The sequence below is a fragment of the Neobacillus sp. KR4-4 genome (assembly GCF_042136325.1).
Lineage (GTDB): Bacteria > Bacillota > Bacilli > Bacillales > Cytobacillaceae > Neobacillus.
Window position 1 is genome coordinate 15,927 of sequence record NZ_JBHHJU010000040.1, and the last position, 16,020, is coordinate 31,946.

Genomic DNA, 16,020 nt, shown 5'->3' on the forward strand with positions numbered 1-16,020 from the left:
ATATAAATCGATTAGGCACCCTTCTATTGTGATGTATTTATCGGTAACCTTACTTCAACCGTGGTACCATGGCTTTCCTTACTTTTTACTATTATGCTCCCATTATGATGCCGAACAATTTTATAACATAACATCAAACCCAGACCAGTGCCTTTTTCTTTATTGCTGTAGTACGGTTCACCTAATCGTTTAATACGTTCTTTATTTATACCAATTCCATTATCAATAATTTTCATTAGGAGATTTCCATCTTCTACAGAACCCTCAATTTTCACATATCCTCCATTAGGAATTGCTTCAATGCTATTTTTTATAATATTAACGAAAACTTGTTTAATTTGGTTCCTATCGCACAAAACTTGTGGAAGATTTGGTTGAAATTCTTGAGAAATCTCTACGTTTCTCAAATTTGCTTCGGAATTAAGTAATATAGTAACGTCATTAAAAATAGTTTGAATATTAACCTTTTCCAACTGAATCTCCTCTGGTTTTGCAAGAGTTAAAAATTCTTTTAGAATTCCCTCAATCTGTTCAAATTCTTTAAAAATGATTTCAAAATATTCTTTGTTATTGCTTCCTTGCTCAAGAAGCTTAATAAACCCTTTTATTGAAGTTAGAGGGTTTCTAACCTCATGGGCCACTCCTGCTGCAAGTTGACCAACAATAGATAGTTTTTCAGCTTTTGAGAGCTGTTCTTCTGTGATCCTTTTTTCGGTAATATCTCTTCCAACCACAATAAAGTATTCTGGTTCTCCATTTTTCCCAAGTACCGGTGTACCAACACCTTCAAATAACACGGAATTTCCACTGCCTGTCAAAAAATGAGCTTCCATCCTAGCTGGTGTTTTCGTGTCTATTACTTGTTGAAACTCCATTATTACGCTTTGTTTGTCTTCGGGATGTATTAAATCAAATGAACTTTCACCTATAAATGATCTTAAAGGGTAACCGATTATATTTGCTAAGGATGGTGATGAATATAATATTTTTCCATGGATGTCCAATAACATGATTATGTCGGTCATATTATCAGCAATAAGGCGATATTTACACTCACTCTCTTTTAAAGCTTGCTCTGCTTTTTTTCGTGCAGTTATATCAATACAGGACCCAATAACTTCAACTACTTCTCCTCCCTTTTTTAATGGGCGTAAATGGGCTAAGTAACAAATTCCATTTAACTCGTCTTCATAAGTAACAAATTCTCCTTCCCATGACCTATTGTAGAAAGGAGTTTTTTCGATAGCATTTTGTTGAGGCAGAATTTCCTCTAAACTTTTACCAACAACTTGAGAAGGAATCATTCCAAATCGGTAGAGTAATTCCCCATCGCAGAGTGTATGAATAAATCGATCATTAATTTTTTTAAACTTGAAAATCATACCTTGTTGTAATCGAACAGTATCTTGTAACTCTCTTTTAGCTTTTTCATAAAATTCTTTCATCCACAAATTTTCTTTTAGATCCCCAGGGATCCCTTGGTCTTCAACAATTTGTTCAATTCCAAAACGTTTTTGTTCTAATTCATTAGCTAGTAACGGCTTACTTAAGAAATAACCTTGCCCTTCGTCGCATAAATGGTGCTGCAGAAAAACAAGTTGCTCCTTTGTTTCAATTCCTTCTGCGACTACTTTCAAATTCAAATTATGTGCCATTGAAATGATTGTTTTAACAATTGTTTCATCGTTAGGATTGTTGTGAAGTTTTCTAACAAATGATTGGTCAATCTTTAAGGTGTCTACAGGGAAATACTTTAAATAGCTAAGAGAACTGAATCCAGCTCCAAAATCATCAATACTAATATGAATACCAATTTTTTTTAGTTGCTGTAACATTAAAATTGTACTGTCAATATCAGCAGTTATGCTTTCCGTAAGTTCAACTTCTAAAAAATGTGGTTCAAGTCCTGTTTTTTGAAGAATAGTTTCGATTGTATCAATTAAATTTGATTGATTAAATTGAATCGCTGACAAATTAACAGAAACAACAGTATTAAATCCTTGTGCTTGCCATAATTTGTTTTGTTTACAAGCAGCATTCAAAGCCCATTCACCTATAGGTATAATTAATCCTGTTTCTTCAGCTATTGGAATAAATGTCCGAGGTGAAACTAATCCCCACTCTGGATGTTCCCAACGAATTAACGCTTCTACACCTACTATTTTCCCTGTTTTTAAATTTATTTTAGGTTGATAGTGGAGGAATAACTGATCTCGATCTATAGCTTTATAAAGCTCCACTTCCAGCTTTAATGGGTCAATACTTCCTTCTCCCTCATTAAAGGAGTAAAACTTGAAATTAATTCCTCTTGATTTTTTAGCTCTATTCATAGCGAATGCTGCATTTTTCATTAGTAATTCTACACTTTGTCCATCCTTTGGATACTGACTTACGCCAATACTTAATGACGTTTTTAGTTCAAAACCATTTATTAAAAATGGACTAGAGACCGATTCCATTACTTGATCAATAATAGAAGATATCTCCTTTTCATCTCGGTATTCGAAAGTGACAATAAACTCATTTCCAGAATAACGAGCAATAAAACCGAAAGTGTCTACAATCCTTTTTAGACGTTCTGCAGTGTGTTTTATTAATTGGTCGCCTGTTTCATGACCAAATGTATCATTTACTTTTTCTATTTTGTTCATGGATATAAATACGACTGCAATAGACACATCGAGAGATTGTAACTTATCATTTAAGTAATGATAAAAAAAATATCTGTTGGGTACATCTGTTAAAACATCATAATTAGCTAGATAATTCATTTTTTGATACTCTTGTTTTTGTTCAGTAATATCTCGAAAAAATACGGACAACCCTTCAGCAGATGGGAAAGCCCTTATTTCATACCATCTATTGTTAAAATACTCTTTAAATTCTACCGTAATTTGTTTTAATAAAGCCCTTTTGTATCGGTTTACAAATTTCTGTATATCACTGTGTGGTAATACATTATATATATATTGTCCAATCGCCTTTTCACGGTTAATTTGTAAGAGACTTTCGGTTACATTATTTAAGTATTCAAATTTTAAATCTTTATCTAACGAATAAAACGCATCGGAAATTCTTTCCAAGATAATCTCAGTATTTCTTGTCTTGCTCAAAATCCTAAACTCCTTTCCATTAGAGTATTGATTATTCATCCCCAACATATCATAGTTACCATTAAATTTCCTGCTACGTTAGCTTCATAAGAAAAAAAGCCACCAAGTGGCTCCAACTAATCCATCAATTGATATGATTGTTTTAAAAAAATAAATTCAAAAACTGCTAAAATGTAATTTGCTACATTCTTACTTAATTTTTTTACATAAGTTAATAATGATTTCCACATACTACTTTTGAAATTTAAAATCATACGAAAGAAGGATTTACCAATGACAGTTGGAAAACAAGTTCAACAAGCACTTGCAGGTTTAAAAAGTGCACAAGCGAGCTTTGAAGGCTTCGCCCTAGCAACCGATAACCAAAATGCCAAGCAGCTTTATCAACAGGCAGCACAACAAACACAACAGGTTCTTGATAGTCTTGAACCACGTCTTCAAGAAATTCAAAGTGAAGAACCTCAGTACAAACAGCAATAAATTGTAAACGCTTTTCTTAAATATGATAATCAACCCAGATTCATTATCTGAAGATTATAATATGATATTATATGAAAAATTAAATCCATTTTCCTCAACCATCCATAATAGGATGGTTTTGTTTTTAAATAAACCATCCTATTTTTCATAAGCGTTTTACAATAGCACATCCGAAAAAAATGAAATTAGTTCTATGTATTAAACACGAGTGCTGTTTTTCAAAATTTAGATTATTTCATTTAGATATATTTACCCGTAGCTTATTTACTTTTTCTAGATAAACATCTACACGACTAATTATTTACAGCCGTTGCCTAAATGTTATCCATTCCTATTATATAGAAAAAAATATCAGTCAGCACATACTAAATTTTTCTAATGATTGTATATGATGACTGAATGATAAGCCTGTTCACTGATGCAATTGAGAATTGTGATGAGTAAATTTATTTATCTGTTCACTTCAGAGCGGTAAGGGCCACCTTGGCGGCTTCTGTGATAAGCGCATTGTCATAGGTGGCATTCTGTGTATCCCGCTTGGATAGAACTGCGATGACAATGGGAGCTCTATTCGGCGGCCAAACAACAGCAATGTCATTCCGCGTTCCATAGCTACCTGCCCCGCTCTTATCACCGACTTCCCAGCCTGTTGGTGCACCAGCACGGATCAATGCATCCCCAGTGGTATTTCCCCGCATCCAATCTGTCAGGATTGTACGTTTTTCAGCAGGGAGCAAGTCACTGACAGCGAAGGCCTTGAGGCTGGCAGCAAGTGCTTTTGGTGTGCTTGTGTCACGTGTATCTCCAGGAACAGCTGAGTTCAAATCCGTCTCGTAGCGATCAACTTGGGTAATGTTATCGCCAATCTGCCTCAGTGCTGTTTCAAATCCCTCAGGACCTCCCAGTTTCTTTAATAAAAGGTTCCCTGCGGTGTTGTCGCTATATCGAACAGCTGCCTCAATCACTTCTCGAAGAGTCATCCCGGTATCTACGTGAAGCTGTGTAACAGGTGAATATGAAACGATGTCCTCGCTGTTGTATGTGACTAACTCGTCTAGTTGATCTATTGAGTAATGCTGCAGCAATGCACCTGCTGCTAAAGCTTTGTATGTAGATGCGTAAGCGAACCGCTCCTGAGGCCGATAGGAGACGTTACGATTTGTACCTGTATCAATAGCGTAGACCCCGAGCCGGGCGTCAAATTTGCTCTCGAGTTCTGCAAACTCACGGTGTATATGGGGTACTGATGTTTTCTTGACTGCCTTTCCGTGCTGATCAGAAAGGTTATGGGTGGTCATTGACCAACCGGCGAGGGGTACAATGGCAACCACTAGCACAAGCAGGGCAAATATAAAATTATTAATGCTGTAAATATCATGTGTTTTCCTCAAGATCTTAACCTCTTTTCTCCAATTTGATTACATGCGTAATATTTGATAACGCACATAATACTACATATGTAGTATTTAATTACATATGTAATACTACACGTGTAATAAAAAGATGTCAATATCATTTTGTAGTTGGCCCCGTTTGGCAACCGGTACGTTTCCCGGTAGGTTTCTGCTTCAAAATACATCAGCCCTTTCATACTGGGAAGTTTGTGTACAAGGTAGCTATAAATATTACGACTGTAGTATTTGGTACCAGAAAGTCCCAAAAAGGAAGGGTAATCCTTTCTGGGGTTAATTATAATATATCTTTTTATGATGCAGGATCTGCTTGGCAATCTCCGCTGCCTTACTTCCTTGAGCTTGACCATCCTTATTTTGAATATTAACGGCAAAATAAAAACGATCATCACCTCTATCGACAAAGCCAATAAACCAGCCATTTACATTCTTTCCATTAATCATACCGGTTCCCGTTTTACCATACAACCGCCCATTCTTTTGCACATCTATTAAAATTGCCTTTTTTACCGCTTTGATATTTTCCCCTTTAAAACCCCATTGATTTTCTTCTAATTGGTATAATAATTGGACTTGTTCAATAGGTGATATTTTTAAGGAAGATTCCATCCAGTAACTATCCAAATTCCCTGAAAGATCCTCATTTCCGTATTTTATCTTGTGAAAATAATCTTGCAGCGGCTTTCTCCCTACCTCTCGATCGGTATTCTGGAAATACCAATTCACGGAACGGCTTAAGGCAGTCGCTAAATTTTGATTTTGATTCCATTCTGGATAAGGATAAATCTTCCCATCCCAAACCTGTTTATTGTTATTCGTGGAAATCACATTGGATTCCAATGCAAATAAGGCAGAATATATTTTATAGGTGCTATCAGGAGAATTTCTCTGTTCACTCATCTCTCGATTATAAATTTGATATTGGTTTTTAGAGGGATCATATAAAACAAAGCTGCCCTTGTAGCCCTTAAAATAGGAGCTTAGATCTTCATAGACCGCATTCTTCCCGCTAAACTGATACACATCATCTGGGCTGGCAATGACGGTGGTAATCGGAGCAAGGAATAGCACAACAATTCCTAAAACAGAACAGATGACCTTGCTTTTCCATTTCAATACTAGAGAATCACTAGAGAAGCTTGCAATGCACTGGATTCTTTGTTTGATTTGTTTTTTTGTCCCACCTATACCTGGAGCAAGCTGTTCAAGGGTACGATCATATTTTTTATCTGCAAAACGAATGATGGTATGCCCATATTCGATATATCCACTCTCATCCAAGAGATTTAAAACGGATGCATCACAGGCCAATTCCCGATCCATTCGAATCCTTTTTAAGGCATACCAGACGAACGGGTTAAACCAATAAATAATACGAAACATCCACATGACGTAATTCACGAACAAATCTTTGCTTTTATGATGGTGCAGCTCGTGCAAAAACACGTATTTTAATTCATTTAACGAGAATGCTTCTCGTGTTTTGCTTGGTAAAAAAATAAAGGGCTGAAAAATCCCGAACGTGATCGGCGAGGAAATAAGAGAGGTCTCCCGCAACCTTATGTTTCTTTTCACCCCAACCATCTCTTTACACGCTTCTAATAGTTTAATTAGCTTTTGGTTATGAACAGCTGCAGCCGACTTTTTAATTTGATAGAGTTGATAGTTTGAATAAACAGCAGCCCCAACAAAAAGAACCACTCCAATGATCCAAACTGTAAAAAATGTATGGTAGACGAAATCGGGCGTTGACTTATTTACCGATACCGTGAAATCATGTAATAAATCGCTGTTTGGCGCCTGAGAGGCATCCACTCCATTAATCCTTTCACTCTTCGATGGCGTTTCTCTATGGAAAAAAAGGAAGCTTTTAAAAAAGCGAGTTCCTTCTCTAAGGCGAAAATAATTCCAAGGTAAAAAGGCAGCAAGGATTGGAATGCAAAGAAAATACCAAATATGATAATGTGCTTTCACTGTCATATGATTGTTTAATAGCTTTTTGATTAACAGAATTATGAAAATAAGGAGGGATACCACGATTGTACTTACTAAAATCCGCAGCAGCATGGTATCCATTATTTTTCCCCTTTCTTATCTCTCATGGACAATATTTTCTTTAATTCCGAAATATCGTCATTCGACAACTTATCATTTTCAATAAAATTTAATATCATTGAATTTAACGTGCCGCCGAAAAACTGCTGCAGAAAGGATTTACTTTTTTGCTCAACATATTCGTGCTTTTCAACCAGTGAAGTATAAATAAACACTCGCCCATCTTTTCTTGCGTGCAAAGCCTTTTTCTTAACTAGGCGCGCCAGCATGGTGTGAATAGTATTTGGCTTCCAATCACTCTTATTCGATAATTTCTCCACTACCTCAGGAGTCGAAATCGGCTCATAGTTCCATATAACCTTCATCACTTCATATTCTGCTTCTGATATTTGTGGAATCTCCTTCATGATAACCCTCCTACTTTTACAACTGTAGTATTTATTATAGCAAGACGGCTCAAATACATAAAGAATATTCGTCCACTCACTAAAAAACGCAAGGAGATATCTAAAGTGACTTTAAAAACCAACGAGAAGCAAAGGCAGCTTGGACACACGGATATTAATACGACAATGAATATCTATGCTCGTATGACCGCCAATATGGAAGAAAAGGCCTCCCAACAGTTTAGCAAACTGATGAAAGACCTTCTCCTATAGTTAGCTTTTTTATCATAGGCTGCCCTGTTTTTTATAAAACGAGGACAAATCCGAGGACAAGAAAAGCATATTATCATTTTAGACGTTGATATAACAAGGTTTTAAAAACCTAATTACATCATGCCGCCCATTCCACCCATGCCGCCCATATCAGGCATACCCATGCCTTGGCCAGCTGGTTCTGGTTTGTCAGCAACAACTGCTTCAGTTGTTAAGAACATAGCAGCTACAGATGCAGCATTTTGTAATGCAGAACGAGTTACTTTAGTTGGGTCAACGATACCAGCTTGAATCATGTTTACCCATTCACCGTTTGCAGCGTTGAAACCAGTGCCGATTTCTTCGCGCTTTAAGCGGTCAACAATAACAGAACCTTCAAGGCCAGCGTTGTGAGCGATTGTGCGGACAGGCTCTTCCATCGCACGTAATACGATGTTGATACCAGTTGCTACGTCGCCTTCAGCTTGGATTTCAGCTACTTTGCTGTATACGTTAAGAAGGGCTACACCACCACCGGATACGATACCTTCTTCAACTGCAGCACGTGTTGAGTTTAAAGCATCTTCGATACGAAGTTTGCGCTCTTTTAATTCAGTTTCAGTTGCAGCACCAACTTTAATTACTGCTACACCGCCAGCTAATTTAGCTAAACGCTCTTGTAATTTTTCACGGTCAAATTCAGAAGTAGTTTCTTCTAATTGAACACGGATTTGGTTCACACGAGCTGCGATTTCAGCAGAATCTCCTGCACCTTCAACGATTGTTGTATTTTCCTTTGTAACAACAACTTTAGCCGCACGGCCTAAAGAGCTGATTTGAGTAGTTTTAAGTTCACGGCCTAATTCTTCAGTAATAACTTCCCCGCCAGTTAATGCAGCGATATCTTCAAGCATTGCTTTACGGCGATCACCAAAGCCAGGAGCTTTAACAGCAACCGCATTGAATGTTCCGCGAAGTTTGTTCACTACTAAAGTAGAAAGTGCTTCACCTTCAACATCTTCAGCAACTAACAATAATGGCTTGCCTTGTTGTACAACTTGCTCAAGAACTGGAAGGATTTCTTGAATGCTAGAAATCTTCTTATCAGTGATTAAGATATATGGATTTTCTAAAACAGCTTCCATTTTGTCTGTATTAGTTACCATGTAAGCAGAAGTATAACCACGGTCAAATTGCATACCTTCTACTACATCTAATTCAGTTGTGAAACCTTTAGATTCTTCAATTGTGATAACGCCATCGTTGCCAACGCGCTCCATTGCTTCAGCAATTAATTGTCCAACTTCTTCGTCAGCAGCAGAGATAGCAGCAACTTGTGCGATTGACTCTTTGTTTTCGATTGGTTTAGAAATTGCTTTTAATTCTTGTACAGCAGTTGCAACAGCTTTTTCGATCCCTTTACGGATACCCATTGGGTTCGCACCAGCAGTTACGTTCTTTAAGCCTTCACGAATCATCGCTTGAGCTAGAACAGTTGCAGTTGTTGTACCGTCACCAGCAACATCGTTAGTTTTGCTTGCTACTTCAGCAACAAGTTTTGCACCCATGTTTTCGAATGCATCTTCTAATTCGATTTCTTTTGCAATCGTTACACCGTCATTTGTGATTAATGGTGAACCAAATTTTTTCTCAAGAACCACGTTGCGTCCTTTAGGTCCAAGAGTAACTTTTACTGCATTTGCAAGGGCATCAACACCACTTAGCATTTTGCGGCGTGCATCTTCACTAAACATAATCTCTTTAGCCATTGTTTAAAAACCTCCTCATATTGTTTAACTGTTTATGGTAAACTTATCTATTTGTCAGGCTCGAGCGCCCTCGTACTAGTAATTTAAGGACGCTGCACTTTTTCTAATTAAGCACCAACGACTGCAAGAATATCAGATTCGCGCAGGATTAAGTATTCAGTACCTTGATATTTAACTTCTGTACCGCCGTATTTTGAGAAGATGATACGATCACCTACAGAAACTTCAAGTGCTACACGCTCTCCGCTTTCAAGTACGCGGCCAGTACCAACGGCAACAACTTTTCCTTCTTGAGGCTTTTCTTTCGCTGAATCCGGTAATACGATCCCGCTTGCAGTTTTTTCTTCTGATTCAACAAGCTCAATGATAATACGATCACCTAATGGTCTTAACAAATCAAACAACCTCCTCAAAGATATATGTAATTCTGACTTATTAGCACTCTCGTTTAATGAGTGCTAACACAATTATTATAATAATGAATCTCAAAATCTTTTGCAAGTATGAAGCATAAAATTTTACAAAAAAAAATAGAAAAGCGGAAGCGTTTAACCATTCCTTCAGACAACCTTATAAAGTATGGGAAAAACACGATATTCTATACCTATTTTTTAAAAGTATTTCTAAATTGAAACAATCCTGGTTTTAAGAGTAGAATGAAGAATAGTATAGATTAAGGTATGAGCGATTTTGGCATCTTTGAAAATGAATGATTATAAATAACCTAATCGGCAAAATTATTAAAATGGAATCTAAAGGGGACTAGATATTTGAAACGAGAATATTGGATAATCTTAGTTGTTTACATCGCAATGCAATTTTCAAGTTTAATCGGTGTACCACTCTTTTTGTATGGCTTTAAATACTTGGGGATTAACCAAAGCCTTGCGGTTCCGTCATGGCTCCTCGCAAGTTTTACGATTGCCTTATTAATTATTGTTTTTATGCTTCGAAAGGAAATGAACGATCGCAACTATAGAAAGAATGGTGGTTCATTCGGTATTTCGGTGGTATGGGCCATTGCCGGCATTTTCCTTGCCCTATTTTCCCAATACGTTGCGGCATTCATTGAGAACCTATTAGGGGTGGAAATGGGCTCTGAAAATACAAAAGATATTCTAAAGATTATCGAGGCCTTTCCATTGGCGATCATTGTTACCAGTATCATTGGCCCCATCTTAGAAGAAATTGTTTTTCGTAAAATCATTTTCGGATCGCTTCACAATCGATATAACTTTTTTATCTCTGCACTCATTAGTTCGGTCATTTTTGCTGCAGCACATATGGAATTTCAGCACATTTTGCTTTATTCGGCCATGGGCTTTACGTTTGCATTTCTTTATGTTATTACTAAATCCATTTTCGTGCCAATATTTGCCCATGTTGCGATGAATACCATGGTTGTCTTGGTTCAATCTATATTTAAAGACGATATTGAACGACTGCAAAGACAAGCGGAGGCCGTTCAAAACTTTATCGGAGGATTTCTATGAGACGTTCACCCTTGTTTTCAGGATTGATTTACTTTCTCCTTGGCGGCTTATTTACTTACTTCGCCATTGATGATGTACAAAGTAACGGCTGGGGGTTTTTCAGCTACATCCTCATTTTATTAGCCACCTTTGACTTTGGCTCAGGCCTAAAAATGGTCATCTTTCACATCAAATACAAAGATCAGTTAAAGAAAAAGAAGCAGAGAAAAAACTAAGGTGTCAGGCACCATGTGAATTCTTTTTTCACATGGTGCCTAACACCTTTTTACAATTCGCTGATTGGAAACTGAAATTCGCTGATTGGAAGTCCAAATTCGCCGATTAAACCCTCATATTCGCTGATTAGACAAGTAAATTCGCCGATAGAACCAATGACAACATGAAAACCCCATAAAAGAACAAGCAAAAACTTTACTAATATCCAGGACCAATGCTCATAAGTAAGTCTCAAACCACTTATAGTTTGTTTATAACAAAAAAACTGACTCAAATAGGCTTTTTTAACCTAATTTGAATCAGTTACTTTTTCAAACAATTATTTCGACACTTGTTCCTTATTGATGACCATCCGCTCTTTCCCGAGGATAAAGATAAATAGGAAAGCAAGGCCGGCTGGGACGAGAGCCCATGTGAATGTGTGGACGATCGAACTTGAGAGCGCCTCCGTGATTTTATCGAGAATTGGTGCGGGAATTAATTTTCTTGCTTCCTCCGATAATAATGCACGTGAATCCCCGAAACTTTGCCCCTTAGGCATCGGTCCCATTCCCGCAAAAGCATTTTCCAACCCTTCTTTAAGGTCACTTCGTTGAATCGTACCAAAAACGGTGATCCCAATCGTCATTCCTAAAGAACGGATAAAGTTACTTGTCGAGGTGGCAGAGCCCCTTTGTTCCATTCCAAACGGATGAATCGCAGCCATACTTAACACCGAAAAGGAGAAGCCGACCCCCATACCAATAATTATCATGTAAAGCGTCAACACGGCTCTCTTTGTATCCGGTGAAATCGTGCTCAACAACAATAAGCCGCCAATCAATATCACTCCGGATATAAACATGATGTTTCTGTAACTCATCTTCGTCGTTAAGAAACCTCCTGCTTGTGCAGTAACGACCGAACCAAGCATCATTGGCAATAAAATTAATCCTGAATTAGTGGCTGTTCCGCCATACACCCCTTGCACAAAAATCGGGATGTACACCGTGGCAGCCATGAATGCCGCACCATAAAATAAGCCAACAATCGTACTGCCTGCAAACAAGCGGTTCCTAAACATCGAAAAGGATATAATCGGATCCTTCGCTTTCGTCTCCACATATAAAAAGATCAAAAACAGAAGCCCGAATCCACCAAACAAACTCATGATCACCGTAGAATCCCATTCATATTTTTGTCCCCCAAGTTCAAGCGCAAACATTAAACAAACAACTGCTCCAACCAAGGTAACGGCTCCCGACCAATCAATAATTTGCTTTTTGTGAATGGGGGATTCCTTATAGGCAATGGTAATAAAAATCAGCGAAAGAATCCCTAGTGGCATGTTAATATAAAAAATCCAATGCCAGCTGATATAGTCTGTGATATACGCCCCAAGCAATGGCCCAAAAATACTCGATAAGCCAAAAACCGCTCCGAACAGTCCACCCATTTTTCCACGCTTTTCAGGAGGAAACAGGTCAAACATAATCGTAAAGGCAATCGGTACTAACGCTCCGCCGCCGATTTCCTCGGCACTGCTTTGCCCGAAACGAAGACCCACCTTAATGGTATCCGCCGTTAGTAAGCCTTTAATCTCAAAACCGCCGCTCGAGTCAAACGTCTCATACTCCACATCACCATTCACCGCAATACTACCTTTAATGTTTGCCTCATCTCCCGTAAGACCTTCGCCGACTTCCAGCAATCCTAAAATCTTGATTTTTTTCATGTGAGCATTGCCGCCGACCATCATCGTCCCCATCACAAGTGTATCCTCGGCTTCCATATTCCTTTTGACTTCTGCTTCGCCAAAAACTTTTACCGAGCCTGTTTTAACATTTTCAGCGGCTTCACTTGTACCATATACATTGAAAGCCGAACATTCCACATCAGTCATAATGGTCCCTTCGCCGCGGATACTGATTTTTTCGTAACGGCCGCCAGGGTAGCTTCCCGATCCATTAATAATAAGATTTCCGTTCTTTTCCATCATCACTCTTTTCCCTCCTATTAAACCCGTCTGTTTTCAGTAACCACGGCCTTTTTATCCATCGAAAATTCCTCTGTATATTCAACGAGACCAATCTGACAATTGGGACCAATTGATACCTGGTTTCCACGTACGATTTTGGCAGTAGTATTTTCGAGTTCAATTTTGTCCCCTTCGATTAATTCCACTTCCAGCTGTGGTTTATAAAAGGGCTTAAGCAAATGACCGACTAAGGATGATCCCTTCTGCTTTACTGTGATCGTTTGCCCGCCAATTTCTTTTGCTTTACATTCTCCAAACATCTTTATGTCGATATGGTCAGCATTTAGAAGTCCGCCAATCGTAAACTGCGATTCTGCTTTAAAGATTTCCGCTTCACAATCCTCCCCGGCCGTAAAGGTGCCATGGATTTTGATTTCCTCACATTTAACCCTGCCGCCAACGGTGCTTTTACCATTCACCTTTAATTTTTCTACCGATAGGTTTTTGTCGATCCGTGCAGATCCATCAATCGATAGGTTTTGAGCTTCAAGATTCCCTCTGAACCTCCCATTCCCGTTCACCTTTACTTTCTCAGCAATAACATTGCCATTCAGGATACCTGAACCATTACAATCAAGTTCCATACATTCTAAATCGCTGTTAATCGTTCCTCTGCCATTTAATGTAACTATTCGGAACTGCCCCCCGTTGGATGCACCGAAGCCATTAATCACCAAGTCTCCTCTGCTTTTCGTATCCATCGTCAGTCTCCTTTATAATAATTTCGCTTTAATCTCTTCCATGCACTTCATCAGTGAAAGGACAGTGACTACCTTCGTACCACGTTCAAAGTGAAATTCTTCTGCATTTACGAGTAATAGACATGATGACATTCCCAACTTTCGGGTAATCACTAACTCACAGCTTTTTTGCTTAATTAATGCTGTATGGTCCTTTAACACCTGCAAGACCATTTTCCCTTCCTCTAGGTTTATTTCTCCCGATTGAAGCAATTTGTCTAAAACAAACACTTCAAGCATCCTTGTAAAATTAAATTCCAAACTACCGTTTTCCTGTTCTAAGTAAAAATCGACAACCGCTGTCGAAACAATGTTACGTTTTATTAATTCATCCTTGTTATAATTTAAGTTTGCTACATTAGGTGAGAACATATCTGCTAGTTCATCTAAGGATAAGTTTTCCTTCATTGTTTGGATTTTTTCGATTCTTTCAAGGATCTTCTCCTTAGGAAAAAATGTTTCTTGACCTGTAAACGTAGACTTGCGCACAAACCATTCTTCCGGGATTAAGTCCTTTCGTTTCCATCTATATAGCTGACCATAGGATATTCCTGCTAATTCTAATAGGTCTTTCTTTGAGATTAACTCCTCACTCATACTAAAAACCCCTTTCCATAAACAATGTAACATAACACTGTTACGCATGTAAAGTGCAAATGTAAATATTAGGCTGTCCTAATTATTTTCACCAAAAAAAGGCCCTTCACGTTGATTAACGTGAAAGACCTTATGAAACTTATTCACTTCTAACACCCACCAATGGGTTGAATTGGATTTCTAAATGATTTCTACTAGTTTTTTGCTACTTGTTCCTTTTCTAGCTACTCCCTCTTCAATGGCTGCGTTCGAAACGGCGGCGGCAACTCTTTCCCCTACACGTGAATCCAAGGCGTTTGGAATGATATACTGCGGTGAAAGTTCTTCATCCGATACAAGTCTTGAAATGGCGTAGGCGGCGGCAAGCTTCATCTCCTCTGTGATATCGGTCGCCCTTACATCAAGAGCTCCGCGGAAGATCCCTGGAAAAGCGAGTACATTATTTACCTGATTAGGATAATCAGAACGGCCTGTTCCAACTACTGCTGCACCGGCTGCTATAGCCTCCTCAGGATAGATTTCTGGTACCGGGTTTGCCATTGCAAAAACGATTGAATCTTTATTCATTGTTCCGACCATTTCCCCAGTTAAAGCCTTTGGCCCTGAGACTCCGATAAAAACATCAGTATCTTTAATAGCATCTTGTAAGGTGCCCTGTATCCCTCGCAGGTTTGTTTTCTCTGCTATTTCTGCCTGCCGATCGTTCATCCACATTTCACCTGGGCAAACAATCCCTTCCAAGCTTACTAACGTAATATCCTTAAAACCGGCAGTTAATAAAAGCTTGGCAATCGCAATCCCAGCAGAACCTGCGCCATTGATGACTACCTTTACCCTATAGATACTTTTCTTAACAATTCTAAGTGCATTTAAAAGGCCAGCCAGTACGACAATTGCTGTCCCATGCTGGTCATCATGAAACACAGGAATGTTTAATTCCTTTTTTAAGCGTTCTTCAATTTCAAAGCATCTTGGAGCAGCGATATCCTCCAAATTGATTCCGCCGAACGTTGGCTCTAATGCTTTGATGATATTGACTATTTCATCGACATTTTTTGTTCCCAAGCAGAGCGGATAAGCATCAATCCCTGCGAATTGTTTAAATAAAACTGCCTTCCCCTCCATTACCGGCATTGCTGCTTCGGGACCAATATCTCCTAACCCTAAGACCGCTGTTCCATCTGTGACAACAGCTACTAAATTACCACGCCCTGTATGCTCAAAAGAAGCCTCACTATTTTTGGCAATAATCTTACATGGCTCCGCTACACCTGGTGTATAGGCTAAACTTAAATCATCTGCATTGTTAACTTCTACCTTACTGACAATACTAATTTTCCCGGCAAGCTTTTTGTGAAGCAGCACGGCCTCTTCTTTGATCATTCTTTCATTCATTCCAACCTTCTCCTTTTGCTCCAACCTAAGTCTAGATGTTAATCTGGGTGACGAAAATCAAATCTATTATTTAAAAAGTCGAGCCGTGACAGATA

13 protein-coding genes and 1 pseudogene are annotated in these 16,020 nt (G+C 38.4%); 4 read left to right on the forward strand and 10 right to left on the reverse strand.

What is annotated here, in order from left to right; all coding sequences use genetic code 11:
- Positions 1-23: 23 nt before the first annotated feature.
- Positions 24-3,113: an EAL domain-containing protein gene (locus ACE198_RS25975; protein WP_375377562.1), complete on the reverse strand. Its 3,090-nt coding sequence runs from the start codon at positions 3,111-3,113 to the stop codon at positions 24-26.
- A 273-nt stretch (positions 3,114-3,386) separates the two neighbouring features.
- Here ACE198_RS25975 and ACE198_RS25980 point away from each other — a divergent pair, with 273 nt between their 5' ends.
- The gene (locus ACE198_RS25980) at positions 3,387-3,593 is read left to right on the forward strand and encodes a DUF1657 domain-containing protein (RefSeq protein ID WP_098576330.1); all 207 of its coding nucleotides are present in this window, start codon (positions 3,387-3,389) and stop codon (positions 3,591-3,593) included.
- Between the two features lie 458 nt (positions 3,594-4,051).
- Here the strand turns inward: ACE198_RS25980 and bla are convergent, their stop codons facing one another.
- The 3 genes from bla to ACE198_RS25995 form a co-directional block, all read right to left on the reverse strand.
- A complete protein-coding gene (bla, locus tag ACE198_RS25985; protein WP_375377568.1) occupies positions 4,052-4,966 on the reverse strand; it encodes a class A beta-lactamase in 915 nt (304 codons plus the stop codon).
- Positions 4,967-5,278: 312 nt separating this feature from the next.
- Positions 5,279-7,081, reverse strand: coding sequence for a BlaR1 family beta-lactam sensor/signal transducer (locus ACE198_RS25990; RefSeq protein ID WP_375377563.1), 1,803 nt, complete (start codon positions 7,079-7,081; stop codon positions 5,279-5,281).
- Complete coding sequence (locus tag ACE198_RS25995; protein WP_098576332.1) at positions 7,081-7,467, reverse strand: BlaI/MecI/CopY family transcriptional regulator; 387 nt, start codon at positions 7,465-7,467, stop codon at positions 7,081-7,083. The genes ACE198_RS25990 and ACE198_RS25995 overlap by 1 nt, the downstream gene beginning before the upstream one ends.
- Positions 7,468-7,572: 105 nt before the next feature.
- On the opposite strand from ACE198_RS25995, the gene ACE198_RS26000 reads away from it, so the two are divergent.
- Positions 7,573-7,719 carry a hypothetical protein gene (locus ACE198_RS26000; RefSeq protein ID WP_375377564.1) on the forward strand — a complete coding sequence of 49 codons (147 nt, stop codon included), beginning with the start codon at positions 7,573-7,575 and terminating at the stop codon, positions 7,717-7,719.
- A 113-nt stretch (positions 7,720-7,832) separates the two neighbouring features.
- On the opposite strand, the gene groL is transcribed toward ACE198_RS26000, so the two are convergent.
- Both groL and groES read right to left on the reverse strand, forming a co-directional pair.
- Positions 7,833-9,467 (reverse strand): chaperonin GroEL, encoded by a 1,635-nt coding sequence (gene groL, locus ACE198_RS26005; protein WP_098575100.1) that lies wholly within the window; start codon positions 9,465-9,467, stop codon positions 7,833-7,835.
- Positions 9,468-9,574: 107 nt separating this feature from the next.
- Entirely contained in the window at positions 9,575-9,862 is a 288-nt protein-coding gene (gene groES, locus ACE198_RS26010; protein WP_026565252.1) for a co-chaperone GroES, read from the reverse strand.
- A gap of 375 nt (positions 9,863-10,237) precedes the next feature.
- Between groES and ACE198_RS26015 the strand changes: the two genes are divergently transcribed.
- Positions 10,238-10,960 carry a CPBP family intramembrane glutamic endopeptidase gene (locus tag ACE198_RS26015; RefSeq protein WP_251463295.1) on the forward strand — a complete coding sequence of 241 codons (723 nt, stop codon included), beginning with the start codon at positions 10,238-10,240 and terminating at the stop codon, positions 10,958-10,960.
- Positions 10,957-11,175: a YdiK family protein gene (locus ACE198_RS26020; protein WP_251463294.1), complete on the forward strand. Its 219-nt coding sequence runs from the start codon at positions 10,957-10,959 to the stop codon at positions 11,173-11,175. The genes ACE198_RS26015 and ACE198_RS26020 overlap by 4 nt, the downstream gene beginning before the upstream one ends.
- Positions 11,176-11,495: 320 nt before the next feature.
- Here the strand turns inward: ACE198_RS26020 and ACE198_RS26025 are convergent.
- From ACE198_RS26025 to ACE198_RS26040, 4 genes and pseudogenes are all read right to left on the reverse strand, one after another.
- Positions 11,496-12,686: pseudogene (locus tag ACE198_RS26025) on the reverse strand (MFS transporter); the annotation flags it as partial.
- A gap of 485 nt (positions 12,687-13,171) precedes the next feature.
- Positions 13,172-13,894 carry a polymer-forming cytoskeletal protein gene (locus ACE198_RS26030; protein WP_098575104.1) on the reverse strand — a complete coding sequence of 241 codons (723 nt, stop codon included), beginning with the start codon at positions 13,892-13,894 and terminating at the stop codon, positions 13,172-13,174.
- 12 nt (positions 13,895-13,906) lie between these two features.
- Positions 13,907-14,530, reverse strand: coding sequence for a YhbD family protein (locus ACE198_RS26035; RefSeq protein WP_098575105.1), 624 nt, complete (start codon positions 14,528-14,530; stop codon positions 13,907-13,909).
- 180 nt (positions 14,531-14,710) lie between these two features.
- A complete protein-coding gene (locus tag ACE198_RS26040) occupies positions 14,711-15,925 on the reverse strand; it encodes an NAD(P)-dependent malic enzyme (protein WP_098575106.1) in 1,215 nt (404 codons plus the stop codon).
- Positions 15,926-16,020: the final 95 nt, after the last annotated feature.

What these genes read in the sequence shown, in the direction of transcription:
- ACE198_RS25980 (WP_098576330.1), top strand. Translation starts at nt 3,387, where the DNA reads ATGACAGTTGGAAAACAAGTTCAACAAGCACTTGCAGGTTTAAAAAGT.
- ACE198_RS26035 (WP_098575105.1), bottom strand. Translation starts at nt 14,530, where the DNA reads ATGAGTGAGGAGTTAATCTCAAAGAAAGACCTATTAGAATTAGCAGGA.
- ACE198_RS25995 (WP_098576332.1), bottom strand. Translation starts at nt 7,467, where the DNA reads ATGAAGGAGATTCCACAAATATCAGAAGCAGAATATGAAGTGATGAAG.
- ACE198_RS26030 (WP_098575104.1), bottom strand. Translation starts at nt 13,894, where the DNA reads ATGGATACGAAAAGCAGAGGAGACTTGGTGATTAATGGCTTCGGTGCA.
- groL (WP_098575100.1), bottom strand. Translation starts at nt 9,467, where the DNA reads ATGGCTAAAGAGATTATGTTTAGTGAAGATGCACGCCGCAAAATGCTA.
- ACE198_RS26020 (WP_251463294.1), top strand. Translation starts at nt 10,957, where the DNA reads ATGAGACGTTCACCCTTGTTTTCAGGATTGATTTACTTTCTCCTTGGC.
- ACE198_RS25990 (WP_375377563.1), bottom strand. Translation starts at nt 7,081, where the DNA reads ATGGATACCATGCTGCTGCGGATTTTAGTAAGTACAATCGTGGTATCC.
- ACE198_RS26040 (WP_098575106.1), bottom strand. Translation starts at nt 15,925, where the DNA reads ATGAATGAAAGAATGATCAAAGAAGAGGCCGTGCTGCTTCACAAAAAG.